The 24176-nt window shown below is 60.0% G+C and carries 30 protein-coding genes and 1 pseudogene; 16 read left to right on the forward strand and 15 right to left on the reverse strand.

Going from position 1 to position 24176, the window contains the following annotated elements:
* Window positions 1-348 (reverse strand): annotated as a pseudogene (locus JK202_RS12240) (hypothetical protein); the annotation flags it as partial.
* 177 nt (window positions 349-525) lie between these two features.
* On the opposite strand from JK202_RS12240, the gene JK202_RS12245 reads away from it, so the two are divergent.
* Both JK202_RS12245 and JK202_RS12250 read left to right on the forward strand, forming a co-directional pair.
* Window positions 526-1203 carry an ATP-dependent Clp protease proteolytic subunit gene (locus JK202_RS12245; RefSeq protein WP_211561465.1) on the forward strand — a complete coding sequence of 226 codons (678 nt, stop codon included), beginning with the start codon at window positions 526-528 and terminating at the stop codon, window positions 1201-1203.
* Between the two features lie 55 nt (window positions 1204-1258).
* Window positions 1259-2233, forward strand: a complete 975-nt coding sequence (locus JK202_RS12250; RefSeq protein ID WP_211561466.1) for a ferritin-like domain-containing protein — start codon at window positions 1259-1261, stop codon at window positions 2231-2233.
* 66 nt (window positions 2234-2299) lie between these two features.
* Here the strand turns inward: JK202_RS12250 and recA are convergent, their stop codons facing one another.
* The 8 genes from recA to JK202_RS12290 all read right to left on the reverse strand — a co-directional run bounded on the left by recA (window position 2300) and on the right by JK202_RS12290 (window position 8035).
* Window positions 2300-3337, reverse strand: a complete 1038-nt coding sequence (gene recA, locus JK202_RS12255; protein WP_211561467.1) for a recombinase RecA — start codon at window positions 3335-3337, stop codon at window positions 2300-2302.
* A 204-nt stretch (window positions 3338-3541) separates the two neighbouring features.
* Window positions 3542-4618: a flagellar biosynthesis protein FlhB gene (locus JK202_RS12260; RefSeq protein WP_211561468.1), complete on the reverse strand. Its 1077-nt coding sequence runs from the start codon at window positions 4616-4618 to the stop codon at window positions 3542-3544.
* A 3-nt stretch (window positions 4619-4621) separates the two neighbouring features.
* On the reverse strand, window positions 4622-5476 hold the full coding sequence (locus JK202_RS12265; protein ID WP_211561470.1) for a flagellar biosynthetic protein FliR: 855 nt from the start codon (window positions 5474-5476) through the stop codon (window positions 4622-4624).
* A 73-nt stretch (window positions 5477-5549) separates the two neighbouring features.
* A complete protein-coding gene (locus JK202_RS12270; protein WP_211561472.1) occupies window positions 5550-5822 on the reverse strand; it encodes a flagellar biosynthetic protein FliQ in 273 nt (90 codons plus the stop codon).
* A gap of 2 nt (window positions 5823-5824) precedes the next feature.
* Complete coding sequence (fliE, locus tag JK202_RS12275; protein WP_211561474.1) at window positions 5825-6172, reverse strand: flagellar hook-basal body complex protein FliE; 348 nt, start codon at window positions 6170-6172, stop codon at window positions 5825-5827.
* Between the two features lie 5 nt (window positions 6173-6177).
* Window positions 6178-6585: a flagellar basal body rod protein FlgC gene (gene flgC / locus JK202_RS12280; RefSeq protein ID WP_211561475.1), complete on the reverse strand. Its 408-nt coding sequence runs from the start codon at window positions 6583-6585 to the stop codon at window positions 6178-6180.
* 12 nt (window positions 6586-6597) lie between these two features.
* Window positions 6598-6990, reverse strand: coding sequence for a flagellar basal body protein (locus tag JK202_RS12285; protein ID WP_211561477.1), 393 nt, complete (start codon window positions 6988-6990; stop codon window positions 6598-6600).
* Window positions 6991-7114: 124 nt separating this feature from the next.
* Window positions 7115-8035: a GIY-YIG nuclease family protein gene (locus tag JK202_RS12290; protein WP_211561479.1), complete on the reverse strand. Its 921-nt coding sequence runs from the start codon at window positions 8033-8035 to the stop codon at window positions 7115-7117.
* 170 nt (window positions 8036-8205) lie between these two features.
* Here JK202_RS12290 and JK202_RS12295 point away from each other — a divergent pair, with 170 nt between their 5' ends.
* Window positions 8206-8511 (forward strand): flagellar biosynthetic protein FliO, encoded by a 306-nt coding sequence (locus JK202_RS12295; RefSeq protein ID WP_211561481.1) that lies wholly within the window; start codon window positions 8206-8208, stop codon window positions 8509-8511.
* A gap of 14 nt (window positions 8512-8525) precedes the next feature.
* Window positions 8526-9275 carry a flagellar type III secretion system pore protein FliP gene (fliP, locus tag JK202_RS12300; protein ID WP_211561567.1) on the forward strand — a complete coding sequence of 250 codons (750 nt, stop codon included), beginning with the start codon at window positions 8526-8528 and terminating at the stop codon, window positions 9273-9275.
* Window positions 9276-9327: 52 nt separating this feature from the next.
* Here fliP and JK202_RS12305 read toward each other — a convergent pair whose 3' ends face one another.
* Entirely contained in the window at window positions 9328-10746 is a 1419-nt protein-coding gene (locus tag JK202_RS12305; protein ID WP_211561483.1) for a gamma-glutamyltransferase, read from the reverse strand.
* Window positions 10747-10978: 232 nt separating this feature from the next.
* On the opposite strand from JK202_RS12305, the gene JK202_RS12310 reads away from it, so the two are divergent.
* Window positions 10979-11737 carry a DsbA family protein gene (locus tag JK202_RS12310; protein ID WP_249200038.1) on the forward strand — a complete coding sequence of 253 codons (759 nt, stop codon included), beginning with the start codon at window positions 10979-10981 and terminating at the stop codon, window positions 11735-11737.
* 20 nt (window positions 11738-11757) lie between these two features.
* On the opposite strand, the gene JK202_RS12315 is transcribed toward JK202_RS12310, so the two are convergent.
* Window positions 11758-12108: a hypothetical protein gene (locus JK202_RS12315; RefSeq protein WP_211561493.1), complete on the reverse strand. Its 351-nt coding sequence runs from the start codon at window positions 12106-12108 to the stop codon at window positions 11758-11760.
* Between the two features lie 130 nt (window positions 12109-12238).
* Here JK202_RS12315 and folP point away from each other — a divergent pair, with 130 nt between their 5' ends.
* The 7 genes from folP to JK202_RS12350 all read left to right on the forward strand — a co-directional run bounded on the left by folP (window position 12239) and on the right by JK202_RS12350 (window position 17821).
* Window positions 12239-13036, forward strand: coding sequence for a dihydropteroate synthase (folP, locus tag JK202_RS12320; RefSeq protein WP_249200040.1), 798 nt, complete (start codon window positions 12239-12241; stop codon window positions 13034-13036).
* Window positions 13033-13932, forward strand: a complete 900-nt coding sequence (folK, locus tag JK202_RS12325; RefSeq protein WP_211561495.1) for a 2-amino-4-hydroxy-6-hydroxymethyldihydropteridine diphosphokinase — start codon at window positions 13033-13035, stop codon at window positions 13930-13932. Before folP ends, folK begins: the two co-directional genes overlap by 4 nt.
* Complete coding sequence (gene folE, locus JK202_RS12330; RefSeq protein ID WP_080691937.1) at window positions 13929-14603, forward strand: GTP cyclohydrolase I FolE; 675 nt, start codon at window positions 13929-13931, stop codon at window positions 14601-14603. The genes folK and folE overlap by 4 nt, the downstream gene beginning before the upstream one ends.
* Window positions 14604-14722: 119 nt before the next feature.
* Entirely contained in the window at window positions 14723-15265 is a 543-nt protein-coding gene (locus tag JK202_RS12335; RefSeq protein ID WP_211561496.1) for an Rrf2 family transcriptional regulator, read from the forward strand.
* 36 nt (window positions 15266-15301) lie between these two features.
* The gene (locus JK202_RS12340) at window positions 15302-15691 is read left to right on the forward strand and encodes a cupin domain-containing protein (protein WP_211561498.1); all 390 of its coding nucleotides are present in this window, start codon (window positions 15302-15304) and stop codon (window positions 15689-15691) included.
* A 19-nt stretch (window positions 15692-15710) separates the two neighbouring features.
* A complete protein-coding gene (locus tag JK202_RS12345) occupies window positions 15711-16619 on the forward strand; it encodes an NAD(P)-dependent oxidoreductase (RefSeq protein WP_211561500.1) in 909 nt (302 codons plus the stop codon).
* A gap of 170 nt (window positions 16620-16789) precedes the next feature.
* Window positions 16790-17821, forward strand: a complete 1032-nt coding sequence (locus tag JK202_RS12350) for a fatty acid desaturase (protein ID WP_211561501.1) — start codon at window positions 16790-16792, stop codon at window positions 17819-17821.
* Window positions 17822-17864: 43 nt separating this feature from the next.
* On the opposite strand, the gene JK202_RS12355 is transcribed toward JK202_RS12350, so the two are convergent.
* Window positions 17865-18707 (reverse strand): SDR family oxidoreductase, encoded by an 843-nt coding sequence (locus tag JK202_RS12355; RefSeq protein WP_211561502.1) that lies wholly within the window; start codon window positions 18705-18707, stop codon window positions 17865-17867.
* Window positions 18708-18812: 105 nt separating this feature from the next.
* Here JK202_RS12355 and JK202_RS12360 point away from each other — a divergent pair, with 105 nt between their 5' ends.
* On the forward strand, window positions 18813-19424 hold the full coding sequence (locus tag JK202_RS12360) for a CatB-related O-acetyltransferase (protein ID WP_211561503.1): 612 nt from the start codon (window positions 18813-18815) through the stop codon (window positions 19422-19424).
* Window positions 19425-19609: 185 nt separating this feature from the next.
* Entirely contained in the window at window positions 19610-20509 is a 900-nt protein-coding gene (locus JK202_RS12365; protein ID WP_211561504.1) for a fructose bisphosphate aldolase, read from the forward strand.
* A 15-nt stretch (window positions 20510-20524) separates the two neighbouring features.
* Here the strand turns inward: JK202_RS12365 and JK202_RS12370 are convergent, their stop codons facing one another.
* The 3 genes from JK202_RS12370 to queE are packed head-to-tail and all read right to left on the reverse strand — an operon-like array spanning window position 20525 to window position 22424.
* On the reverse strand, window positions 20525-21052 hold the full coding sequence (locus JK202_RS12370) for a 6-carboxytetrahydropterin synthase (RefSeq protein ID WP_211561505.1): 528 nt from the start codon (window positions 21050-21052) through the stop codon (window positions 20525-20527).
* Window positions 21049-21780, reverse strand: coding sequence for a 7-cyano-7-deazaguanine synthase QueC (gene queC, locus JK202_RS12375; protein ID WP_211561507.1), 732 nt, complete (start codon window positions 21778-21780; stop codon window positions 21049-21051). The genes JK202_RS12370 and queC overlap by 4 nt, the downstream gene beginning before the upstream one ends.
* A 2-nt stretch (window positions 21781-21782) precedes the next feature.
* Window positions 21783-22424, reverse strand: coding sequence for a 7-carboxy-7-deazaguanine synthase (gene queE / locus JK202_RS12380; protein WP_211561510.1), 642 nt, complete (start codon window positions 22422-22424; stop codon window positions 21783-21785).
* Between the two features lie 133 nt (window positions 22425-22557).
* Here queE and JK202_RS12385 point away from each other — a divergent pair, with 133 nt between their 5' ends.
* On the forward strand, window positions 22558-23397 hold the full coding sequence (locus JK202_RS12385) for an ABC transporter permease (protein WP_211561511.1): 840 nt from the start codon (window positions 22558-22560) through the stop codon (window positions 23395-23397).
* Between the two features lie 4 nt (window positions 23398-23401).
* Complete coding sequence (locus JK202_RS12390; protein ID WP_211561512.1) at window positions 23402-24172, forward strand: ABC transporter ATP-binding protein; 771 nt, start codon at window positions 23402-23404, stop codon at window positions 24170-24172.
* Window positions 24173-24176: the final 4 nt, after the last annotated feature.

Consider the following 24176-nt stretch of genomic DNA (forward strand, 5'->3'; position numbering starts at 1 on the left):
GGCCGGGGCGGGTTTGGGCGGCGGCGGGATGGTCGGCAGGGCGCCCTGGGCGGCACTTTCGCGCTGGGCGAGGTTCCGTTGTGCTTCAAGCTGGGTCGTCAGGGACAGGCGTGCTTCGGGTGTCGGCAGGTCCGGGGCCTTCGTCGGAGTGCGGCCGACATGAGGGTAACGCAGGTTTTCGCCCGGCGGGGGCGCACGCAGTTTCGCAATTTCGCCGCCTTCAAAGCCATGCCACCAGCCGGTTACGGTATCCGTCGCGTCCTGGTGCTGGCAGGATGCCAGCAGCGGGGCGGTCATCAGCAGGAGGAATGGGATTTTTCCCGTAATCCTGCGTGTTGCCGCTGTCATGGGCTGCGTGCTGTTCCCTGGGACCACTGTGCCGTTCCTGCCGTCTGTAAAATGTCCAAACGCGGCGGAGACTAGCGGTTCGTGAGTGGGATGGCGAGAGTTCCTGTCGGGCCTGATCAGAAGTCCGATCCGAAGGAGGACTTGGCACCGACGAAAACGAAGCGCAGGATAGGGGGTATGAAGATGCATGCTGGATCTGGAAACGATATGGATATCACCAGAATGACCCCGACCCGCCTGGACGACGAGCCGGATGCTCCGGAGCCCGAAACCCGCGAGGAAGACAACAAGACGCTGAACAGCCCGATCAGCGAGCTTGAAGGCCGCCTGTTCGATCAGCGGAAAGTTCTGATTTTCGGCGGTATCAACGACAAGATCGCCCGTGATGTCACCGGTCGCCTGCTGGCGCTGGCGGGAACGTCCGACAAGCCGATCGATGTGTATGTGAATTCGCCGGGCGGTCATGTGGAGAGTGGCGACACCATCCATGACATGATCCGCTTTGTGGATTCGATTGCCCCGATCAACATGATCGGAACCGGCTGGGTCGCTTCTGCCGGTGCGCTGATCTATGCAGCCGGCCGTCCGGAGCGTCGCGTCTGCCTGCCGAACACGCGCTTCCTGCTGCATCAGCCGATGGGTGGCGTTCGTGGTCCGGCAACGGATATCGACATCGAGGCCCGCGAAATCATCAAGATGCGCGAGCGTCTGAACCGGATTTTCGCGAAAGAGACCGGGCAGACCTATGAGAAGGTCGCCAAGGATACGGACCGCAACTACTGGATGTCGGCCAATGAAGCCATTGCGTATGGCCTCGTGAACCGCGTCATCCATTCGGCAACCGACCTCAAGTAAAAACTGCAAGCTCCAAGGGGCACGGCGTGCCTTCAGGCACGCCGCGAAGACCATTATGAAAAGCCTGGCTGAAATCTATTCCCATCTTCCCGACGCACCGTCGGAGAAGACGCTTGAGCGCGTTGATTACGAAGCGCGCCACTGGAGCAGCCCGATCCAGGGCCCGCTCAAGCCTGGTACGGAAGAGCACAAGCAGGCTGTCGCAGCGATGTTCCGCGAGACGTTCAATCCGTACAAGCCGTCTGTCATCGACTGGCCCGAGCTGGATCCGGAGACGCTGCATCGCATCACGTCCCTGCCGATCTGGGATATTGCGGTCCAGACCGAAGGCAAGGCGCGTCTGCGCATGGCCGCTTATGCGGACATGATTACTGACCCGGACATGAAGGATGCGCTTTCGCGTAATGCGTGGGAAGAGAACCGGCACAAGGAGGTTCTGTCCAAGCTGGTTGCGGCCTACAATATTCCGATGGCGCCGGAGCCTCCGTACATTACGCCCAAAGATACGGAATGGGCCTATCTGGTTACGGGTTTTTCGGAATGTGTGGACAGCTTCTTTGCGTTCGGACTGTTCGCCCTTGCCGAGCGCGCTGGTCTGTTTCCGCAGGAGCTGATTGAGACGTTCGAGCCTGTGATGCAGGAAGAATGCCGTCACATCCTGCTGTTCGCGAACTGGCTGGCCTGGCACCGTGCGACCATGCCGTTCTGGAAGCGGCCCTGGTTCGAGATGCGTGTTATCGGGGTCTGGCTGTTCCTGGCCTATGAACGCATGGGACTGGCCCGCTCCATCGACGAGAACGGCGAAGAGCACACGCAGGATAACAATTTCACCGTCACCGGCGCCAAAGACATGACGGCGATGGATATCAAGATCCCGGATCTCATGCAGCTTTGCCTGGACGAGAATGACCGCCGGTTTTCAGGGTATGATCCGCGTTTGCTTCGGCCTACGACGACACCGGCGATTGCCCGTGTGCTTATCAAGGGTGCGAAGATCTGGGATCGGGTACGCAGCCGGGCTGTTGCCTGAGCGAACTCATTTTCAAAATCTGCAGGTCATAAAAAAAAGGGCTCCTTTCGGAGCCCTTCTTCAGTTTCAGTCTTCCGGAGTGCCGTCTGCGTCGGGCTCGGGATTTGTCATCAGAGCGTCAGCGAGAACGCCGGCTTCGGCACGGATGCGCCGCTCGATTTCAGACGCCATTTCCTGATGGTCGCGCAGGAACTGCTTGGCGTTTTCACGACCCTGTCCGATCCGCTGGCTGTCGAAAGAGAACCATGCGCCGGATTTCTCGACGATGTTGCCCTTCACGCCCAGATCGAGCAGTTCGCCCATCTTGCTGATGCCTTCGCCATACATGATGTCGAACTCGACCTGACGGAACGGGGGCGCCATCTTGTTCTTGACGACCTTGACGCGGGTCTGGTTGCCGACGACCTCGTCCTTGTCCTTGATGGACCCGATGCGGCGGATATCGAGGCGGATGGACGAGTAGAACTTCAGCGCATTGCCGCCTGTCGTCGTTTCTGGATTGCCGAACATCACGCCGATCTTCATGCGGATCTGGTTCAGGAAGATCACGAGCGTGTTGGACCGCGAAACCGTTCCTGTCAGCTTGCGCAGGGCCTGGCTCATGAGGCGGGCATGCAGACCGACATGGCTGTCGCCCATGTCACCTTCAAGCTCGGCGCGGGGGACGAGGGCCGCCACGGAATCCACGACCAGCACGTCGACGGCACCGGAACGGACCAGTGTGTCGGCAATTTCCAGAGCCTGTTCACCGGCATCCGGCTGGCTCAGGAGAAGGTCGTCGATATTCACGCCAAGCTTGCGGGCATAACCGGGGTCGAGCGCATGTTCTGCATCGATGAAGGCGACTGTGCCGCCTTTTTTCTGGGCTTCGGCCAGAACGTGGAGCGCCAGCGTGGTTTTGCCGGAGCTTTCCGGTCCGTAGATTTCCACGATACGGCCGCGCGGCATGCCGCCGATCCCAAGCGCAATGTCCAGCCCGATGGAGCCGGTCGAAATCACATTGGCTTCCACTTTCGGCCGTTGGCCCATGCGCATGATCGAGCCCTTGCCGAAGGCACGCTCAATCTGGCTGAGTGCGCCTTCAAGCGCCTTGGTCTTGTCCATTCAATCCTCGCAATAGGTTCGGGCTGACGTTTACAGGACACGATAGACCGGGCAGCCACTCTCGCAAAGAGCGGTGATTTCCACCATGCCCGGCGTCCTGTGTTCGCAAAATGTTCTCGTGACAGACATATCATGTCTTTCCCCCATCACGCCAAGGGGGATGAGGGCGTTAGCAGAAGATTTTTTCAGAGCCCGTCGTCTTGTTTATCTCAGGGATGCAGAACGGCTGGCAGGACGTTTGAGTTTCCAGACATACGCAATGATGGCGGCGACCACTTTGAAATGTTCCGCCGGAATTTCACTGTCGAGAGGAAGCGTGAAAAGTGCGCGTGCCAGAGGTGGATTGGCGACGATGGGGATACGATTATCCTGCGCAATTTCCCTGATGCGGGCTGCGACGTCATCCATGCCTTTGGCGACAACTTTCGGTGCGCCGCCTCCGCCTTTTTCGTAGGCGAGGGCAATAGCATAATGTGTCGGATTGGTGACGACGACTGTTGCCGTCTTTACCGCGGCCATCATGCGCTGCTTGGCGGCTTTTGCGCGCAAGGCCTTTTGACGGCCTTTCACATGTGGGTCGCCTTCGCTGTTCTTGTATTCGTCCTTGAGGTCTTCACGGCTCATTTTCAATTTGGAAACATGCCGGAAGCGCATCCAGAAAATATCGAAGCCTGCGATTACCAACTGGGCCATGATCATGGCGGCGGCGGCATGAAAGCCCAGATCGGACATCATTTTCAGAAGGGGCCCAGGTTCCAGTCCGACCATCCGTGATGCTGTTGGAATGGCGCCCTTTGAGATATTCCACAGAACTGCGGCAAAGATCGCAAATTTTGCCAGCGCCTTGAATGTATCCGGCAGTGTGCCTCCTCCCGCGATACGCTTGAACCCGGCCAGCGGTGAGACGCGCTCGAACTTCGGGAGGAGTGATTCAGGGTGGATGAGAAAGCCCGTTTGTAGAAATCCTGCTGCGAGACAGAATGCGGCTACGGTTGCAGCGACGGGAACAGCCAGCGACAGGCCTGCCTCAATGGCGTGATTGGTGCTGCTGAGAAGGCCTCCCTGCGCCATCGGCACCGTGCCTGCATTAGCCATGAGAGCCCGCATGCTGCGAACGAAATCTGACACGAGATAGGGCAGGACCATGAAAATTCCTGCAAAGCCGCCGAGAAGGGCCACAAAACTCATGGCCTCACGCGACATGACGATTTGCCCGTCATCACGCGCTTTTTGAAGGCGTTGGGCAGACGGGGCTTCTGTTTTGTCGCCGGATTCAGACATCGTTCAGAGGCCTGGAAGTGCTCGGAGGACATCGAAAGCCTGTCCCTGCCAGATTGCGATCATGGTGCTTAACGTAAGCCCAAGAAGCGCGATTCCTCCGAGAAGCTGTAAGGGACTGGCCGCGTTGTAGATCTGCAGGGTGGGCAGCAGGCGGGTCATGATGCCGAGCATCCCCTGCCAGACGAGCGAGAGGATCAGGAACGGCGCGCTGAGTTCCAGTCCAAGAGCAAAGCTGCGCTCTGTCAGCTGGATGATGCCTTGGGCAGAGTCGCCAAGGATATTCCAGTGAGCATGTGTTGCCGCGAGGAGAAGTGTCCCTCCGGGCGGGATAATGCTGTAACTGCCGAGAATTGCCTGAATGGGCAGAATATATGCGCCGGTTACGAGGAGTACGAGAGGCGCCAGAAGATTCAGGAATCGGGCCGGGGCGGAGCTCCCTGAACCAAGATCAGGATCTGGCTGAAGCACGCTGGAAATGCCCATGCAAACTGCGATGATCTGTCCCGCAATAGGCAACGCCATGCAGATCAGACGGGCCATCCATCCGATCAGGACACCCGCGAAAAGCTCGACCGCGATCATGCCGGCCAGGGCTACTGGTGCAAGAGCATCCAGATGGGCCTGCATCAGAAGGGGAGCGACAAGCGGAAGCAGCAGGGCTGTGAGGGTGATGGCGCATCCTGCGCGGATCATCATGGGCATGGACTGCTCGCCTGGGCCTGGCATGACCATGACGACTGCTCCGGTGCGCGAGAGGACCAGAACGAAGGTAAGAGCCCAGACGCTCAGAACCGGGCCGCTGAGGTCCAGCCCTTGTAAGGCAGATACTCCAGCGGTTTCACCAACACCCGTATTCACAGGAGTGTATCTTTCAGAACGGACACTCTGCGTACGGTCATGTCAGTCAACTCAGGATCTGAAAGAAAAGATGTCAGGTGGTGCCGACGAGAATGAGCTGGTCGAAGAGATGTCGGGTAAAGCCGACAAGTGTCGCGGTCATGAAAGACCCGGCCATAACCATGACGGCGCCGATGGCCAGAACTTTCGGTACGAAGGACAGCGTGGCTTCGTTGAGCTGGGTGACAGCCTGTACAAGGGAGACCAGAAGGCCGACCCCGAGCGCAGTCAGGAGTGCAGGCGCGCTTAATTTGAGGGCGACAATGAATGTCTGCTCGAGGATGGCGCCGAGATCGATGGCCTGCATGGTCAGATCGTCATTTTCATAACGTCCTGATACGCCTGAACCATTCGGTCGCGGATCACGGTCGTGGTCTGAAGAGCAAGCTGGGCATTGGAGACCGCCGTCACGATCTGGGTCATGTCGCCGCCGCCTGTCAGTCCCTGTGCTGCCTCGGCTTCGGCATCATGGCCACTGTCGATGACGCTGCTGACGGACTGCGAGAGAACGGACCCGAAGTCCGTCCCTGAGACGCTGTTGCCTGTTGCTGCTGACGACTGAAACCCGTCATCGACATTGTCCGTGACGCCCTGAAGGCGGCTCTGGAGGCTCTGGACGGCGTAGGCATTATGGGCCTGGGAGAGAGATGTGAGCATCTGGATTACTTTAGCAGGTCGAGCGTGCGGGACAGCATGGTCCGGGTGCTCGACAAGGCATTGAGGTTGGCTTCATAGGAGCGTTCGGCTTCGCGCATGTCCATCATTTCGGTCATGGAATCCACATTGGAAACCTTGACGTAGCCGCGCTCGTCAGCGGCAGGATGGGATGGGTCATAACGGGTGTCGAAGTCGGACATGTCCTGCCCGACGTTCTGGACGCCGACGGTGGATGCGCCGCTTTCGTTATCGACCTGCTCGGCGAAGGTGATGGTCTTGCGGCGATAGGGGTCTGCGCCCGGTTGGGAGCCGGTCGTATCCTGGTTGGCGAGATTTTCCGCGACGATGCGCAGGCGCTGGGACTGTGCATCCATGCCGCTTGCGGAAATGCCGATGGTTGTGGACAGGTTCATCCGTCAGCGTCCTTACTTGCCGAGTGCCGTCTGGAACATGCTCAGATATTTGGAATAGACGTTCACTGCGAGATGCTGCTGGTCGTTCACATCCGCGACCTGTTCCATCTGCTGGTCCAGAGAGATTTCGTTTCCGTCGAGAGACTGTTCGGACGTGGTTTCGATGGTATGGGCACCCGAGGCGCTGTAGCCGATATGATCGGGCTGCGTAACGGTCGGCGTGATGTCGAATTCGCCCATTGCCGCCTCAAAAGGGGAGACGTCTTTCGCCTGGTAATCGGGTGTATCCGAGTTGGCGATATTGCCGGCCAGCACCTGCTGGCGCGCCTGAAGCCAGTTCATGCGGTCACGGCCCAGAGAGAAAAGGTCGGTGCCGCCTGCGCTGGTTGGATCGATGTTACGCATCGAGACAGTCTCCGTCATGCAGGAGCCGGAAAAATCCCGGCGAAGGGCATGATGGCGTGAAATCTTTAATAAATGGTTGCCTGAGCCGTCGATTCTGCTGCGGGAAGGGCGTGAGGGGACTTCGTCAGGCCTCGCAGTCGTTATTGGGCGTAGAGCGATCCATAGCCTCTTCTAAGGTTCTTCCGGTGCTGTCTTTCCACTTCGTCCAGCCGTTAACTGAATGGCGCAGCAGGGCGGTGGCCGCAGGGCTTGGGGCTTTGAACAGCACATCGCGGGTGAAATAGATGCGGTCGCCTTCAATGCGTAGAAGACCTTGCTCCAGCATGGTCTGTCGCTTCTGAGCATAATTAAAACTGTTAGAAACTTCAGTGCGGCCATAGGAGCCTGCCAGTACCACCAGGCCTTCTTGCGTATACTGGGCGCGTCCGTCCACGCCGGATGCATGACAATAAAATTCGGTTGAGATGGGCTGTTTCTGTGAATCCAGAACGGATTCAGTCGTCAGAGTGACAGCGACAGGATTTCGGTTGCGAATGAGGGGTTCGAAAATTGGGTACCCCAGGGTCGTCAGCAGGATATCGATTGTTTCGAAGACTTCGCGGCACTCTGCTTCCAGCGCGGGGAGGGTGTGGGGTCTTGTTCCGCTTGTGCCATTGTCCATTTCAAAGCGCTGGGTCTGTGTGGCGTGGCTTAGGGCCAGCCATTCCAGATAGTGCGCGTGTGTGACGGTCAGGCTTTGGGTGAGCGAGAAGGCGACGACGGCGCGGTTCCACCAGAGGCCCTTCTTTTCATTGTGGCGCTTCAGGCGGTTTCCGAAATTTCCGGTCTGTCCGACATAGGCGCGTGGCCGCTCCGTTTCGTCATTTTCACCGAACAGAATGTAGATGCCGACCGAGTTGGCTTCGGGCCGGGCCAGAAACTCGTCCAGGCGCAGGCGGGGGATTTCGACAACCTGTACGATCCGGGTGGTGATGGAGGCGATCCGGATTCCCTGCGGATCGCCGGAAGGAAGGAAAATCTGGATCGTTTTGGGGTGGGCATTCACGACGTCTGGTCCTGTGCAGAAACATTCAGAAAAATATCTGTGACAGGGACAGGACGCTCAGGACAGGGGCTTTCTGCCTTTTGGGCAGCATCTTCGGCAGAACTGGCAGTCAATTAAGCAGTCATTAACTGATCTTGGGCATCATGCCGGGGAATGAGGATGACTGACCTATGACCCTGCATGAGTGCGTGAATGCGATTGCCGCTCTGATTTTCATTATCGTGCTGATTTTCTGCACCCGGCCGTTACTGCGTTTGCTGGAGCAGAAAAAAAGCGGGGCACGGGGGGGGCAGGCCGGGCTGTCGCTTGTGGGGCAGATGGCGCTGGACCGGACGCGGCGTCTATCGGTTGTGCGGTATGGCGCGCGTGAGGTTCTGGTTCTGACAGGTGGCAATCGGGACATCCTGATGGACTGGACGGAGCGGGAGACGTTTGCTTCGGCGCTGGATGATTCCGGTACGGAGGACGTGGCGTGAGGGCGATCCTGCCGATGCTTCGGGCTCTGCTCCCGTTTTGTATGCTGGTGCTGTGTCTGGGGATGCCGCATCTGGCTCATGCGCAGGCTGTGAGCATTGATCTGGGGCAGAATGGTGCGGCTGGCGGTGCGGGGACGACCAGTCGTCTGGTGCAGCTGACGGCGCTGATTACCGTTCTGTCGCTGGCGCCGAGCCTGCTGGTGATGATTACGGCGTTTACGCGGATTGTGATTGTGCTGTCGTTGTTGCGCAGTGCGCTGGGCGCGCAGGGCACGCCGCCGAATACGGTTCTGATCGGGCTGGCGCTGTTCCTGACGCTGTTCGTGATGCAGCCGACGCTTCAGAAATCCTGGGATGGGGGGGTTGAGCCAATGATGTCAGGGCGTGTCGGAGAAATGGAAGGTCTGACTGCGGCGGCCCAGCCGTTCCATGACTTCATGGCAGTGACGGCGCGTCCTGCGGATGTGGCGACGTTCCTGAATATTGCGCATGAGAAGCCGCCCGCGAAGATTGGCGATACGCCCTGGCGCGTGCTGGTTCCGGCGTTCATGATCGGGGAACTGCGCCGCGGTTTCGAGATGGGTTTTCTGCTCTATCTGCCGTTTCTGGTCATCGATCTGGTGGTGTCCAGCGTGTTGATGAGCCTTGGCATGATGATGCTGCCGCCCAGTACTGTCTCGCTTCCGTTCAAGCTGATCTTTTTCGTGGTCGTTGACGGATGGTCACTGGTGGCGGGAAGTCTGGTGCGAAGTTTTACCGGGTAGGCCCGGATATGAAAAAAGCCCCGCCGATCAAGCGATTGGCGGGGCTTTTTTATTAGTGAGCGCTGTCGTTTGTGGTTCCGGCTGCGAGGCCTGCGGCACGGGGGTCTGTCACGCCGCGGCACGAATCGTTGCCGTGGCAGATGATGGCGTTGATGCGACCGGCCCCTTCATGCGGGATTGGCGCATCATGTGCGGCGGCGCGTGCGGCGTCTCCGACAGCGTCTGCGGCTTCGTTCTGGCCGGAGGCGGCCATCACCGCGCGCAGGCTGTTCTGGTCACGCAGGACAGAAGCCGAAAGCAGGGGCTGAGGTGTGCGGGCCGGAGACGCGCCGAGAACGACACCGGTGCTGCCAGCCATGCGGCCCGTTCCGAACAGATTGTTTTCGCTCAGGGCGCAGGCTACGGCCATGCCGGAATGATCTGTCACGACGAAGGACGTTGACGCCGGCAGTGCGGGCAGGCTGCCCCCACCGGAGCGGCCGCTTGCAAGAGCAGCCTGTGCGGCGGCGAGCGTTGTGTTGCCCGAGGCGCGCCATGCGGCGATGGTACCCTGTGCGGAGGCGCCGGTCGTGTATCGAACGGCTGCGCCCAGGCCGCCATCGGCTGGCGGGGCCAGGAAGGACGCATCCAGGCCACCCTGACGGGTCGTGAGAGCGTCGGTCTGGACCGGGAGGGTCTGACGCATGTCGTCGTCGTTCAGACCGGCGCCTGCTTTCTGCGCTGCGGTAATATAAACGTCGGCGAGTGCACCGTTATAGAGATCACCCACGCCTGCGACGCGGATGCGTTCGAGGAAGCCCGCAAGGCGCGGCTGGGCGAGGCTGTCGCCCGCGGCGAGCGTCGCGGCTTCGCCGCGCCCAAAGATGGTGCGGGCGCTTTCATCGGCCAGAAGCGCCGGACGGACTGCAGCCAGATCGGCGGCGAGCGCGCGGCTGACCGTGATGCCGGTGCTGGCGAGGTTCAGGGCCGGGGCGATGAGATCGTTGAAATCGACCGTGCCGTAATGAAGCTGCATCAGATACAGACCGCGGAGGCTCGCGGCTGTGCCAGCCGGTCGGTCTCCGCCCTTGCTCGTACCGGGGTGCGGCAGGAAGGTGATGGACTGGGCCGTTTCGCCGGGGCGGCTGATCAGGCAGGCGCCACCGCCGCCGAAGGAGGCGCGGGAGGGAAGCGTGACGCCGAGGGCCAGTGCCGTGGCGGTTGCCGCATCGGCTGCATTGCCGCCGCGGGCAAGGACGTCATGACCCACCAGAGCGGCCTGTGGCTCGTCGGCGACAACCGTGCCGATGCTGCCACCTGCGGGGGCGGAGGTTTCGCTGATGCCAACGAAATGGGATCCCGGGATCCACGAACAGGCACCCAGCAGCAGCCCTGAGGCGATCGAGGCCGTCAGTGAGGCCGGGAGGCGGGAAGAGACGCGACGGGCCTGTGTGGCGTCCGGGGTGGAAATCTGGTGCTGACGATGCGCCACCTGGCGTTTCTCCAATGTCTGGTCACGACTGTCCGGCCTCGTGGCCTTTGCGGCTGACGGGGACGGGCAGACGGGTCTGCGCCGTGGGTCCCGGTCCGGCTGTTGTTCCCTCATAACGGTAATCTGCTGTTTGTGGGAGGGGCCAGTTGGTGTCTTCTCTTTGCCACGGACGTTCTTTATGGCGTATGGACCTGACGTTCTGTTTTTCTTCCAGCTGATCCGGAGCTTTCCGTTGAGACACCATCTGCTTGCCACGGCCTCTGCCGTTGTTGCCGGAATGGCCTTTCTTGTGGGTGGCCAGGCTCTGGCGGCTCCGGCAACGTCCTTCACTCCGGCCCAGCGGGCCGAGATTGTCGGCATCATGCGGGATGCGTTGCAAAACGATCCGAGCATTCTGACCGATGCGATCCGTTCAATCCGTGAGAAGGCGGAAGAACAGAAGCAGGATTCGACGCTGGCGGCTGTAAAGGCGCACCAGTCCGAGCTTCAGGCTGCGCCCGACTTTGCGATCCGGGGCAATCCGCACGGCAAGATTACGGTCGTGGAATTCTACGATCCGCGCTGTTCTTACTGCCGGTCCATGATGGGGGAGGTGGACAGTTTCCTCAGCCGCCATCCGGATGTTCGGCTTGTCGAGAAGGTCGTGCCGGTTCTGGGGAGCAACAGTGTGCTGGATACGCGGGCCATCTTTGCGGCGAGCGTACAGGGCAAGTATGACGTCATGCGCAAGGCGCTGATGGAAGATACCACAAAGCCCAGCATGGAGCGGATTGTCGCTCTCGCGCAGGCGAACGGTATTGATGCGAAGAAACTGACGGCTGACATGAGTTCCGCGCAGACCGTGGCCCTGATTACCACCAATCTGGATCAGGGCCGCTCTGTAGGGCTGGACGGGACGCCGACATTCATTTTCGGCACTGCCGCAGTCGCTCCGGGCGCGCTTGAACCGGATCAGATGGATGCGTTTCTGGAGCGTGCCCGCAAGGCGTAAGCTTTAGCCAGTCCCTAGGTTCAGCGCTTCTGGCTGTCTGCGCCTGAGCCGTCCGCGTCCCCGTTTCCATCGAGAATGCCTGCGCGGGAGGGCGCGTCCGCACCTGGTTGAACCGTGCGGGTAATTGCTGCGACCTCTTCGTCCGAAGCGGGGGGCGGTGTTGTGTGGTTCGGGGAGCGGCTGGCGGGGCTGTCGCGTTGCAGGACATTGGCCAGTGCTTCGGGATCTGTGCGTTCCGCTTCGTTCAGAAGGCGTTCGGCCAGGGCATCATCCCCGATCTGACGGGCCCGCAAGGCAGCTTCTGCCTGTTCTGTCGCAACGCGGTACTTGCGGTCTTCGCCTTCGAAGGGGGTGTCATCAATGATGGACATAAGGGGATCCTTCTTCCTGTGGCCGAAATTCAAGATGTGGCAGAACTGAAAACACGATGCTGCTGCCGGGGTTCCCCCTGGGTGCGTTGAGGATCTCTGTGCGATGAAGCCACGGGTGGGAGGAAGTCGGATGACATTGTCTGGAAACGGGCATGTGGCAGTGATGGGAATCGTGAATGTCACGCCCGATTCCTTTTCCGATGGGGGGCGGTTCCTCCGTCCGGAGGATGCGCTGAAGCATGGGCGGATGTTGCTGGCGGATGGGGCGGATCTGCTGGATCTGGGGGCGGAGTCCACGCGGCCGGGCTTTCAGCCGGTGCCGGCAGAAGAGGAATGGGCTCGGCTTTCCCCTGTGGTGGGAACGCTGGTTGCTGACGGAGCCGTCGTTTCCGTGGATACGACCAAAGCGTTTGTTGCGAGGCAGGCGCTTGCTGCCGGTGCCACGGTCATCAACGATGTCTGGGGGTTGCAGGCCGATCCGGACATGGCGTTTGTGGTGGCGGATTCGGATGCGACGGTTGTTGTGATGCACAACCGCCATGAGGTGGATGAGGCGCTGGATCTGCGGGCGGACTGGCGACGCTTCTTTGACCATTCGCTGGGGCTGGCGGAAAAGGCCGGGCTCGCGCGGGATCGGATCGTGCTGGATCCGGGTGTGGGGTTCGGTAAGACGCAGGTGCAGAATGTGGAGGCGGTGGCGCGGCTGGGCGATCTGCGGGCCGAATATGGGCTGCCGGTTCTGCTGGGGGTGTCGCGCAAGTCCATGTTCGGGCATTTTCTGGGGCGTGCGGCGTCCGAGCGGCTGGCGGGGACGCTGGCGACCCATTTGTACGGGGTGGAGCAGGGTGCTGCGATCCTGAGGGTGCATGACGTGCGCGAGCATGTGGATGCCCTGAAAATCCGCCAGATTCTGAAGGATGTCCGATGATCGTACCTGCCCTGACCTCCGTTTTTGTGCGGGATCTGTGCCTGTTTGGCTATCACGGCGTTCTGCCGGAAGAGACGCGGATCGGGCAGCGTTTCGTGGTGGATATCGAGATCCGCGCGGATCTGTCTGGCGCGATTGCAGGCGATGATTACGAACGGGCGGTCTGTTACGGGACGCTGTGCGATATCGCTTCGGCAATCGTGACAGGGCCGCCGCTTCAGCTCATCGAGACGGTTGCGGGGCGGATTGCTGAGGCCGTGCTGGCGAAACTGGAGCGCGTGGAGTGGGTGCGGATCGAGGTTCGTAAGCCGTCCGCGCCAGTGCCATATGCGGTGTCGGGAACGGCGGTGGCCGTGGAGCAGCCCCGGGTTCATGAGGTCGCGTTCTCACTGGGGAGCAATCTGGGGGAGCGCGAGGCTGTCCTGGCGGCGGCGGTGGATCGACTGTCGCTCGTGGACGGGCTGGAGATCCTGAATGTATCGTCGCTGTATGACAGCGCGCCCTGGGGTGGGGTGGAGCAGCCGGCATTCGTGAATATCTGCGCCACCGGGCGGACGACGCTGGAGCCTCATGCGCTTCTGCGGGTCTGCAAGGCGATCGAGGCGGATCTGGGGCGTGTGCCGGGTGTGCGTTGGGGCGCGCGGGCTGTGGATGCCGATGTGCTCTATTATGGTGTGCGGGAAGTCCGGGATCGGGTTCTGACCCTGCCGCATGCCTGTCTGTTCGAGCGTGCTTTTGTGCTGGAGCCTCTTGCAGAAATTGATCCAGATCACGTCATTGGTGGACGTCGCGTGCGGGACGCGCTAGCAGTCCTGCCGCGGAGCCCGGGGGATGTGACCCGGCGCGCCCCTGACGGCACGGGTCGTTGGGGCATAAAGGAGCATGAACCCGCATGACCAATCTGAACGCCACGATCATGACCGCCGCATCGGCACGTCTGTCGGACAGTCAGGACAGCCTCTCTTCCGAGGAACTGCGCCCGATGGGAGCGTTGCCGCTGCCTGCGGATGCGGAAGTTCGGATTGCGGGCGCCGTGCGGGAAATCCTTGAGGCTCTGGGTGAAAATCCGGAGCGCGAGGGACTGCTTGATACGCCGCAGCGCGTGGCGAAGATGTATCTCGAAGTGTTCAGCGGTCTGCATCAGGATCCGCGGGATCATCTGAAGACGCAGTTTTCGGCGGACCGGCATCATGGGGCGGTGATCGTCAAGGACATCCGCTTCCATTCGATGTGCGAGCATCATCTGCTGCCGGTTTATGGCAAGGCGCATGTGGCCTATCTGCCGGCGGGTGGGCGTCTGACGGGCTTGAGCAAGATTGCGCGGCTGGTTGAAGGCTTTGCGCGTCGACCGCAGCTTCAGGAGCGTCTGACGGATCAGATCGCGCAGGGCATGGAAGATGTTCTGGCGCCGGAAGCCGTTCTGGTCGTGATTGAAGCCGAGCATATGTGCATGAGCATGCGCGGTGTGCGCTCGCCCGGTTCCACGACCGTGACGTCCATCGCACGTGGAACCTGGCTGCGTGACAGTGCGGCGCGAATGGAGATCATGTCGCTTCTGCGGGGCTGATCCGCGCCGGGCGGCGTGTAAAACTTTAGAAAAACAGATGACGTTTCGGGGCTTCTGACGCCCGCGTTTTTGCGCGTCGATGTCTTGCGAATCAAAACGCGGACTTATATGGTCCGCGTATGGCACTTTATGGCGCAAGCACCGAATACGTCCTGCACAGTCTGCTGTGGCTCGTGGATCATCCCGGGCCGGTCAGTAGTCTGGATCTGGCGGAGCTTCAGGATATTCCGGCGGCCTTTATCGCCAAGCAGCTTCCAAAGCTGGAAAAGGCCGGGATTCTTGCGGCTTCCGAAGGGCTGAAGGGCGGCTACAGGCTGGCCCGTCCGCCGGCGCAGATCAGTGTGCTGGACGTCGTGGATGCAGCGGAAGGCCGCAAAAACCTCTTCAACTGTCAGGAAATTCGTGGGCGTTGCGTGCTGTTCGACGACACGCCGCCGCAATGGGCCACGAAGGGCGTGTGCAGCATTCATGCGACCATGCTGCGGGCCGAGCAGGCCATGCGCGAGGAACTGGCGCGGACGTCTCTGGCCGATCTGGCAGGGTCCGTTCGGGACAAGGCGCCGCCTGCTTTTCTGGGGGAAGCTCAGGGGTGGTTTGATAACCGCACCCAGACACGCCGGACCAGCAGGGTCAGGCAGCGGCGAAACCCGGACACGGTCTAAATTTCTCTTTCACATCCAGTATCAGGAAACAGGATTATGCGTCATTTCGTAACGCTTGCCGCCATGGCTTTGTGCGCCTGCACGTCTTCCCTTCATGCTGCGACGAAAGTTACGCCGCTCTTGGCGCATGACCTGCCGGGTATTCCCGGAAAAGAGGGCGCCATGCTGACCGTGGATTATCCGCCCGGGGGTTCGGACCCGATCCATCGGCATAATGCCTCGGTGTTTGTTTATGTGCTGAAGGGCAGTGTTGTTATGCAGGTCCGGGGTGGACAGGCGGTAACCCTGCATCCGGGGCAGACGTTCTTTGAGGGACCGGACGATGTGCATCTGGTCGGGCGCAATGCCAGCCAGACCGAGCCTGCGCAGTTCCTGGCGTTTTTCATCAAGGACAAGGCCGCGCCGTTTGTCCTCCCGTCGAAGTGACTGCTGAAGGACAGAGACCATGAAAATTCTGCTGGCCGGGGCGAGTGGCGCTGTGGGGCGTCCGCTGATCGCGCGTTTGCTGAGGGAGGGGCATGAGGTCTGGGGTATGGTGCGCCGTGCTGAAAATCTGCCCGTTATTCAGGAGCTTGGCGCACATGCTGTTGAGGGCGATGCGCTGGATCGAGCCGGGATTTTTGCTCTTCTGGAGCAGGTGCGTCCGGATGTTGTGATTGATCAGTTGACGTCTCTGCCGGCCAGTCCGTTCGAGCTGGCCCAGAGGCTGCCTGCGGATCGGGTGCTGCGTCTGGAAGGTGGGGGGAATCTTCACGATGCTGCGCGGGCTGTGGGTGTTCGGCGGTATCTCCAGCAGTCTTGCGGGTTTTATCTCGATGGTGGAGGGGCTCTGGCGACTGAAGAATCCCCTTTGCGGGCAGGTGCTCCCGGCGGGATCGGGGAGAGTGCGCGGATGTATGAAGCGCTGGAAAAGCGCGCTCTGAGTGATGCGGATATGGAGGGTGTGGCCCTGAGATACGGGTTTTTCTATGGGCCACGGACCTGGTACTGGTCGGATGGTGCGTTCAGTCTTCATGTCCGAAAGGGGGAGGTCCCCGTGATTGGAGCGGGACGCGGCACGTTCTCCTTCATCCACGTAGATGATGCGGCGCAGGCTACAGCGGCGGCTCTGCACGCGCCTGCTGGGCGTTATAATGTGCTTGATGATCAGCCGACTGAGCTGTCCCGGTGGTTGCCAGCCTATGCGAAATGGGTCGGAGCGGCAGTGCCTGCGCATCTGGATGAGGCAGATGCTACCCGGCAGATGGGGCAGGAGGGCGTGTATTATCAGAACAGCCTGAGCGGGGCGTCCAATCGCAAAGCCAGAATGTTTCTGGGGCTGACGCCGGGACGGGTACCATGGCTGCAGGACTGATCGAAACAGAGCCTGACTTCAAAGGGTTAGGTAATGGAAACAAGATCCGGAACTGTAATATTATGTATTATTAAATAAGTATTACATGTTACAAATCTTAAATTCGTGAGGCATTGATAATATTACGATTATGTTTTACTGAAAATATCCAGAATAATTCATGGAATATCATGACGCTTTTCGCCGAAAACCAGCAGGAAGGGTCGGGATACTCCGATGAGACCGCGCGATCGGTCCGGAAATATCAGGGCTCCCATTTCTGGACCAGCCTGTTTCAGGTTGTCTCGACCATCAGTCTTCTTCTGCTCTGTTACGTCCTGATTTATGCGGGGCTGATGCGGGGCTGGTGGTGGTCTCTGGTCCTGACGCCGCTTGCGGCGGGTCTTTCCATCCGGACATTCGTTCTTCAGCATGACTGTGGACATGGATCTCTGTTCCGCAAACGGTGGGCCAATGATGGTATTGGCTGGCTGTGTTCGCTGCTGACCCTGACGCCGTATGATCACTGGAAGAAGCATCATGGGCTTCATCACGGGTCCTGGAACAACATGGACACGCGCGGCCGCCTGTCGGATCTGTATTCTGACTGCATAACTGTTGCCGAATACCGGAAAATGACGCGGTTCAAGCGGTTCCTGTACCGGATGAGCAAGAATCCGGTTCTGACGGTTTTTCTGATGCCGCCCGTTATTTTTTTCGTTGTCTATCGGTTTGCATTCGACACGCCGCGCCACTGGATCCGCGAGCGGGCTGGTGTTTATGCGACCAATCTGTGTCTGGTGGCGATGTTTGGGGGGCTGTCCTGGCTTGTTGGATGGAAGCTCGTGCTGCTTGTCAGCTTCCTGGTGATTTATCCGGCTGCCGTGACTGGCGTCTGGCTGTTTCTTGTCCAGCACAAGTTCGAAGGTGTGCACTGGGCCGAGCACCCTGAGTGGAACAGTTATGATGCCGCTGTGACAGGCTGTTCTTTCCTGCGTTTTTCACGCGTCATGCGCTGGTTTACGGGCGATATCGGAACACACCACATCCACCATATGGCACCGGGTATTCCGAATTATCGGCTGCTGGCCTGTCATGATGCCCATCCGGTTTTTCAGGACGTGAAGATCCTGAACTGGCGCGATGGCGTTCGGGAAGCTCGGACCAACGTGCTGTGGGATGAAGACATGCAGACGATGGTTGATCTGCGCTCGGTCACGTAACAGGCGGGGAAGACGGCAGCATATCCGTCTTCCCGTTTTTTGGTCAGACTGGAGTGCCGGGCTTGATGTCGTAGGCTTTCTGTACAAGTTCGGCCCGTGTTCCCAGTCCTTCGGTGGTCTTCCTGCTCCAGACAGCATCAAGCTGCTGTCGCTGCTGGGGGATGATTTCTTTCGGCTCGACATTGCGATAGGTGTCGATTGTGCCGGTCAGGACACCAATCGTCGTTTCGAAGACGGGCTCCGGATCGTACTGCTCGTGCGGGAAGGCGATTTTGCTGTAATCGAACAGGCGTTTGGATGGGTCATCCTGCCAGCTTGTCCAGGTTTCGAACATGCGGTCGTTGAAGCCGGTCAGGAATGGTCCGGGATTGACGGTGGCGACTTCGATTCCGAACTCCTGTACTTCCTGGCTCAGGGCGGACGCGATGGCCTCGATGGCGTGTTTGGAAGACGAATAGGCACCGGCGAACGGGTCTGTGGTCAGACCGGCGACCGAGGACATGAAGACGATCCGGCCCTTCTTTTTTGCCACCATTTTCTTCAGCACGAGCTGAGTGAGCATGACGGGGCCGATGATGTTGACCTCGTATTGTCGGCGCAGGTTTTGGGCCGGGATATCGGCGATGGAGCCGCCTTCGGAAATACCTGCATTGTTGAGCAGGATGTCCACGTCCCAGTCGGCCGCCTTCTGGCGGTCACCTTCGCAGGTGACGTCGAGTTTTTCCACACGCAGTGAGACGCCACGTTTTCTGGCGTCTTCCGATATGGCGTGGATCTGGGCGGCGATTTCCACGCCCGCGATGACATCATAGCCCTTTGCAGCCAGCCTGAGCGCCACTTCATGGCCGAAGCCCGTGCCAGCGCCCGTGATGAGGATGGTTTTCATGCTGTTCTTTCCCGGCCTGAGGAGTCTACGCTCGCCACAACGCGCCGGTCCGTCCCGGCGTTCCGCTGATCTCTGTCGGGCAGCAGAATGAAGGAGTGCACCCGCATGTCGTTTGGTGACCGCGTTTTCCAGGCCCTGACGCGTTATGCGCTGGCGTATCAGATTGATGAATGGGGCTGGGAGATCGGCCCGCATACCTATGGCACACCGACTGTTCTGGAGGTGGGAGAGGCTGGCCTCCGGATGGGCGATTACTGTTCGATCGGGCCGGATGTCACGATTATCCTGGGCAATCATCGTGCGGATCTGGTGAGTACCTATCCGTTCAGAACGCTCTCGCATTTCTGGCCAGCGGCTGAAGACGGGCAGGCCGATCATTCCAGCAATGGTGACGTCGTGATTGGCAATGACGTCTGGATCGGAGCGCGTGCGACGATCATGTCCGGCGTAACGATTGGCGATGGCGCTGTGGTCGCGGCGCAGGCGCTCGTCACGAAATCGGTCCCTCCGTATGCGATTGTTGGAGGTAATCCGGCAAAAGTGATCCGGTACCGTTTCTCTGAAACAGCCATCGCGCGTCTGCTGGCGCTGGCATGGTGGGAATGGCCGGAAACGCTCGTGAAAGAACGCTGCGGGGGCCTGATGAGCGACGATATCGAGGCGTTTCTGGCTCTTTATGAAAATGCCCGGTACGGGGAGGAGGATGGCTCATCCTGATTTGGTGACCGGCGCGCGCCTTCATAGGTGTACAGGCTTGCGGTACGGTTTCTTGTAGCTGCCGTGCAGGAACCTCCCGGGTGCCCGTGCGATTGGGCTGTGTCGGGAAACGCGCTGCGACATGAGGGGATCGGTGAGGTCCCTCGGAAGTGGTGGCGGCTTTCCTTGTATCGAAGGGGATCTTGATGAGCACCGCAGAAACGATGATGTCGCAGATGGCGGAAAAAGGTGGATTTATTGCTGCTCTGGATCAGAGCGGAGGGTCTACGCCTGGAGCGCTCAAGCAGTATGGCATTTCTGAGAGCGATTACTCTGGTGAGAGCGAGATGTTCGCGCTCATGCACGAGATGCGGGTGCGGATCATCACGGCACCGTCTTTTACCGGGGAAAAGGTGATCGGCGCCATTCTGTTCGAGCGCACGATGGATGGGGACGTGAACGGCGAGCCTGTTCCGGCCTATTTATGGCGCGAGCGCGGCGTTGTGCCGTTCGTGAAGATCGACAAGGGTCTGGAGGCGGAAGCGGACGGCGTTCAGCTTATGAAGCCGATGCCTGATCTGGATGCCCTGCTGGCGCGTGCGGCGAAGCTGGGCGTCTACGGGACGAAGGAACGCTCCACGATCCGCCTGCCGTCTGAGAGCGGAATCCGCGCCATCGTGCAGCAGCAGTTTAAGGTGGCCGAGCAGGTCTGCAAGCATGGGCTGGTGCCCATTCTGGAGCCGGAGGTGTTGATCAAGAGTCCGGACAAGGCGGGTTGTGAGCAGCTTCTCCATGATTATGTTCTTGAAGAACTGCAAAAGCTGCCCGAAGACGCGCGGATCATGCTGAAGGTAACGATCCCGGAAGTAGCAAATCTGTATGACGATATTGCACGTGACCCGCGGATGGTTCGGGTTGTAGCGCTGTCAGGGGGCTATCCGCTGGATCAGGCCTGCGAGAAGCTGCGCCATAATCACCGGATGATTGCGAGTTTCTCCCGTGCCCTGATTGGGGATCTGCGGCACCAGATGGATGAGGCGCAGTTTGATGCAACACTGGGGCAGGTGATCGATAAAATTTACGATGCCTCGGTCCATAAGGTCTGAAGCAGGCTTCGGACGTCAGGCGATGCTGGCGTCCGGTCTGTTCCACCAGCACTGTTCTGGCGTGCGGGACACGGCGGGCAGGTAGTGCTGCGGGTTGCCGCCGAGACGGACGGTGTTGGTGGGTGTTTCTTCCAGCTCGATCTCGTGCACGCGCAGGATGTCGCCCTGATCCGCGAGGATGGCGGTCAGTTTGGCGAGCATAAGGGCCGCAAGCAGTTCCGTTGTCGGGTCGCCGGGCGTGACGACGATGCGCTTGGCGCGTTCGGGTTCGTTGGCGCGGAACCAGTCGAGCAGCGGGTCCGTTTCCGAAAGCTGGAGCGCGTGATCGAGGCTGTTGTCCACGAAATGGTGCCAGCGTGTCTTGGCTTCGGCGAATGGCAGGATCATGTTGGCGTGGCCATCCAGCCGGGTCTGTTTGGCGGGACGCAGCGTCACGCGGACATATTCGTTATGGCCGTGCGGGATGGCGCAGCGTTCGCTGGCGCCCGTAATGAGCCGGTGCCCCATGCAGAAGCGCCGGGTGAAGACGAGTTCAGCGGTCATGCGGCGCCTCCGTGAGAGCGGCTCTGCTGGTAGCGGCGCCATCCGTCGGCGCGCAGGTTGCAGGCCGGGCAGGTGCCGCAGCCATAGCCCCAGTCATGCTGGTGCGTGCGGTCGCCCATATAGCAGGAATGGCTGTCCCGGTTGATGACGTCCACGAGCTTCTGGCCGCCAAGTTCTTCGGTCAGGTCCCAGGTCTGTGCCTTGTCGATCCACATCAGGGGCGTGTGCAGCACGAAACGCTGGTCCATGCCGAGATTCAGGGCGACCTGAAGGGCCTTGATCGTGTCGTCGCGGCAATCGGGATAGCCGGAATAGTCGGTTTCGCAGACGCCGGTGACGATATGGCGCGCATTGCGGCGGACGGCGAGAGCGGCTGCGAAGGTCAGAAAGATGATGTTGCGGCCCGGCACGAACGTGTTGGGGAGGCCGTTTTCGCTCAGTCCGATTTCGGCCTCGCGGGTCAGGGCCGTTTCGGACAGGGCGCCGAGGGAGGCGAGATCGATCGTATGATCTTCGCCAAGACGCGCTTTCCAGTCCGGCGAGAAAGCGGCCATTTGCTCGCGCAGGGTGTCGCGGCATTCGAGCTCGATGGCGTGGCGTTGCCCGTACGCATAACCGACTGTCTCGACACGATCGAAACGGGAGAGGGCCCAGGCGAGGCAGGTTGCGGAATCCTGCCCGCCGGAGAACAGGACAAGAGCGGTGTTGCTGCTGATGGTCGTGCTCATGGTCAGGGGATTCCGATCAGCTTGTGCGTCTGAAGCGACAGGCGCCAGCGTGGGTGGCGCAGGCAGTAAGCAACGGCGGCCTCTGTGTTGGCGATGCGGTCGGGGCCGTCCATCGGCTGGAGCCAGAAATGCTGGAAGGAGAGCTGTTCAAACAGTTCGGGGGGGAGTTCGGGCTGGGGGTAGACCAGCTTGAGTTCCGCACCTTCGGTCTGGACGCGTGTGCTGTTCGGTTTGGGGCTGACGCAGACCCAGTCGATTCCCGCAGGGGCTGCGATCGTACCGTTGGTTTCCACTGCGATTTCAAAGCCCTGGGCCTTTACGGCTGCGATCAGCGCGGCATCGAGCTGGAGCAGGGGTTCGCCCCCTGTAAAGACGACATAGCGACGGCCGCTCTCATCGGCTGTGCCGGTCCAGCAGGCCGCGATGGTGGACGCCAGTGCTTCGGCCGTCTCGAAACGGCCGCCGCCTTCGCCGTCCGTGCCAATGAAATCGGTATCGCAGAATGTACAGGCGGCCGTGGCGCGATCCTGCTCGCGGCCCGACCACAGGTTGCATCCCGCGAACCGGCAGAACACCGACGCACGCCCTGTCTGTGCACCCTCGCCCTGGAGGGTCACGAACATTTCCTTCACAGCATATGACATGACCGCAGCATGTCGGCGAGGTTGGCGCAGGATGCAAGGGAAATCATCAATTCAGGCTGTCGTCATGTCGGGAGTAGGATGTTTCAGCAGCAGGGGGGATGGGCAGGGGCCGCTTTCATGGTAGGGAGAGCGCATGGAAGACATGAATGCCCGTTCTCCTGTTCTGACGCTTGAGCCCCTGCGCGGGTGGGGACTTGTCCGCGCCGCCTGGAGCGACCTGAGGGCGGGGCTGCGGCTGTTGCCGCTTGCCGTGACGCTTGGCTGGCTGGATATCAAAATGCGGTATCGCGGCTCCATTCTGGGGCCGCTGTGGCTGACGCTGTCCACGGCCGTCATGATCGGTGCGATGGGGGTTGTTTACGGCTATCTCTTTCACATGGATCTGAGGGCCTATCTGCCGTTCCTGTCGCTTTCGATCGTTTTGTGGGGATATGGCGGGACGGTCATCAATGATGCGGGGACGGTCTTTACGCAGAACACGTCCCTGTTTCACTCGATGCGGATTCCGGTCAGCCTGCCTGTGATGCAGGTGATTGTCAGGAATCTGCTGATCCTGCTTCACAATATGGTCGTGGTCGTCGCTGTCTTTGCGGTTTTCCATATCTGGCCGCAGCAGATCTGGAGCCTGCTGTTGAGTCTGCCGATCTGGATTGTGGACAGTTTCTGCGTCATTTTGCTGATCGGGATGCTGGGTGCGCGGTTTCGTGACATTGCGCCCATCGTGGCATCTCTGATGCAGATTTTCTTTTTCGTGACGCCGGTGATCTGGAAGCCTGAACTGATCACGGCCGGGCGGAAATATCTTCTGCTTGATCCGTTCTATCCGCTTCTTGAAATCGTGCGTGCGCCTCTTCTGGGGCAGACGGTTGCTCCCGTCGTATGGGAAGCGGCCTTAGGGCATAGTGTTCTTCTGTGGCTTCTGGCGACCATTCTCTTCTGCCGGATGCGTTCGCGTATTCCTTACTGGATCTGATGTGATGCCCGGTATTGTTGTTGACCGCCTCTGTATCGATTTTCCGCTGTATCATGGTCAGAGCCGCTCGCTGAAACGTCAGGTTGGCAAGACGCTGGCGCGCTTTGCACCGTCGTCGCCTTCGGCTCATCTGATGCATGATATGCGGGAACGCACGATCGTCAGTGTGTTGCGGGAAATCAGCTTTACGCTGCGCTCGGGTGAGAGGCTGGGGCTGATTGGCAGTAATGGCGCGGGTAAGACCACGCTGTTGCGGGCGCTGGCGGGAATATATGAGCCGGTTGCCGGTCAGGTCCGACTGCAGGGTACGATGCGGACATTGCTGGACAGCAGTCTGGGCATGAACCCGGAGTTGACGGGGCGCGAAAATATCCGCCTCAAGGGTCGGTATGAAGGGCTCTCGCGCCAGAAAATCGATCTGATCGAGCAGGATGTACAGGACTTCGCTGAGCTCGGGCCATATATGGATATGCCGCTCAAGGTCTATAGCGCGGGTATGAGTGTCCGGCTGGCGTTTGGGCTGGCGACGGCGTCTTCTCCGCAGATCCTGCTGATGGATGAGTGGTTTCTGGCGGGAGATGGGGTCTTTATGAACAAGGCCCGTGCCAGGCTGGAAGATCTTGTGCAGCAGGCGGAAATTCTGGTGCTTTCTACCCACCAGCCCAAAATCATGAGGCAGTGGTGTACGCGCGTTTTGTGGCTCGAAAACGGGCATATCCGGATGGATGGTGCGCCCGACGATGTTCTGGACGTTTATCTGGAAGAAGCTGGCTGAGGAC

It is taken from the genome of Gluconobacter sp. Dm-62 (genome assembly GCF_018256155.1).
Taxonomy (GTDB): domain Bacteria; phylum Pseudomonadota; class Alphaproteobacteria; order Acetobacterales; family Acetobacteraceae; genus Gluconobacter.

Coding starts and splice junctions, on each gene's coding strand:
- JK202_RS12350 (WP_211561501.1), top strand. CDS start 16,790: ATGACGCTTTTCGCCGAAAACCAGCAGGAAGGGTCGGGATACTCCGAT.
- folP (WP_249200040.1), top strand. CDS start 12,239: ATGACATTGTCTGGAAACGGGCATGTGGCAGTGATGGGAATCGTGAAT.
- JK202_RS12355 (WP_211561502.1), bottom strand. CDS start 18,707: ATGAAAACCATCCTCATCACGGGCGCTGGCACGGGCTTCGGCCATGAA.
- JK202_RS12260 (WP_211561468.1), bottom strand. CDS start 4,618: ATGTCTGAATCCGGCGACAAAACAGAAGCCCCGTCTGCCCAACGCCTT.
- folE (WP_080691937.1), top strand. CDS start 13,929: ATGACCAATCTGAACGCCACGATCATGACCGCCGCATCGGCACGTCTG.
- JK202_RS12295 (WP_211561481.1), top strand. CDS start 8,206: ATGACCCTGCATGAGTGCGTGAATGCGATTGCCGCTCTGATTTTCATT.
- JK202_RS12360 (WP_211561503.1), top strand. CDS start 18,813: ATGTCGTTTGGTGACCGCGTTTTCCAGGCCCTGACGCGTTATGCGCTG.
- JK202_RS12315 (WP_211561493.1), bottom strand. CDS start 12,108: ATGTCCATCATTGATGACACCCCCTTCGAAGGCGAAGACCGCAAGTAC.
- JK202_RS12345 (WP_211561500.1), top strand. CDS start 15,711: ATGAAAATTCTGCTGGCCGGGGCGAGTGGCGCTGTGGGGCGTCCGCTG.
- JK202_RS12365 (WP_211561504.1), top strand. CDS start 19,610: ATGAGCACCGCAGAAACGATGATGTCGCAGATGGCGGAAAAAGGTGGA.
- JK202_RS12270 (WP_211561472.1), bottom strand. CDS start 5,822: ATGCAGGCCATCGATCTCGGCGCCATCCTCGAGCAGACATTCATTGTC.
- JK202_RS12340 (WP_211561498.1), top strand. CDS start 15,302: ATGCGTCATTTCGTAACGCTTGCCGCCATGGCTTTGTGCGCCTGCACG.
- flgC (WP_211561475.1), bottom strand. CDS start 6,585: ATGAACCTGTCCACAACCATCGGCATTTCCGCAAGCGGCATGGATGCA.
- JK202_RS12390 (WP_211561512.1), top strand. CDS start 23,402: ATGCCCGGTATTGTTGTTGACCGCCTCTGTATCGATTTTCCGCTGTAT.
- JK202_RS12385 (WP_211561511.1), top strand. CDS start 22,558: ATGGAAGACATGAATGCCCGTTCTCCTGTTCTGACGCTTGAGCCCCTG.
- queC (WP_211561507.1), bottom strand. CDS start 21,780: ATGAGCACGACCATCAGCAGCAACACCGCTCTTGTCCTGTTCTCCGGC.
- JK202_RS12245 (WP_211561465.1), top strand. CDS start 526: ATGAAGATGCATGCTGGATCTGGAAACGATATGGATATCACCAGAATG.
- JK202_RS12250 (WP_211561466.1), top strand. CDS start 1,259: ATGAAAAGCCTGGCTGAAATCTATTCCCATCTTCCCGACGCACCGTCG.
- JK202_RS12285 (WP_211561477.1), bottom strand. CDS start 6,990: ATGCGTAACATCGATCCAACCAGCGCAGGCGGCACCGACCTTTTCTCT.
- recA (WP_211561467.1), bottom strand. CDS start 3,337: ATGGACAAGACCAAGGCGCTTGAAGGCGCACTCAGCCAGATTGAGCGT.
- queE (WP_211561510.1), bottom strand. CDS start 22,424: ATGTCATATGCTGTGAAGGAAATGTTCGTGACCCTCCAGGGCGAGGGT.
- JK202_RS12335 (WP_211561496.1), top strand. CDS start 14,723: ATGGCACTTTATGGCGCAAGCACCGAATACGTCCTGCACAGTCTGCTG.
- fliE (WP_211561474.1), bottom strand. CDS start 6,172: ATGCTCACATCTCTCTCCCAGGCCCATAATGCCTACGCCGTCCAGAGC.
- fliP (WP_211561567.1), top strand. CDS start 8,526: ATGCTTCGGGCTCTGCTCCCGTTTTGTATGCTGGTGCTGTGTCTGGGG.
- JK202_RS12370 (WP_211561505.1), bottom strand. CDS start 21,052: ATGACCGCTGAACTCGTCTTCACCCGGCGCTTCTGCATGGGGCACCGG.
- folK (WP_211561495.1), top strand. CDS start 13,033: ATGATCGTACCTGCCCTGACCTCCGTTTTTGTGCGGGATCTGTGCCTG.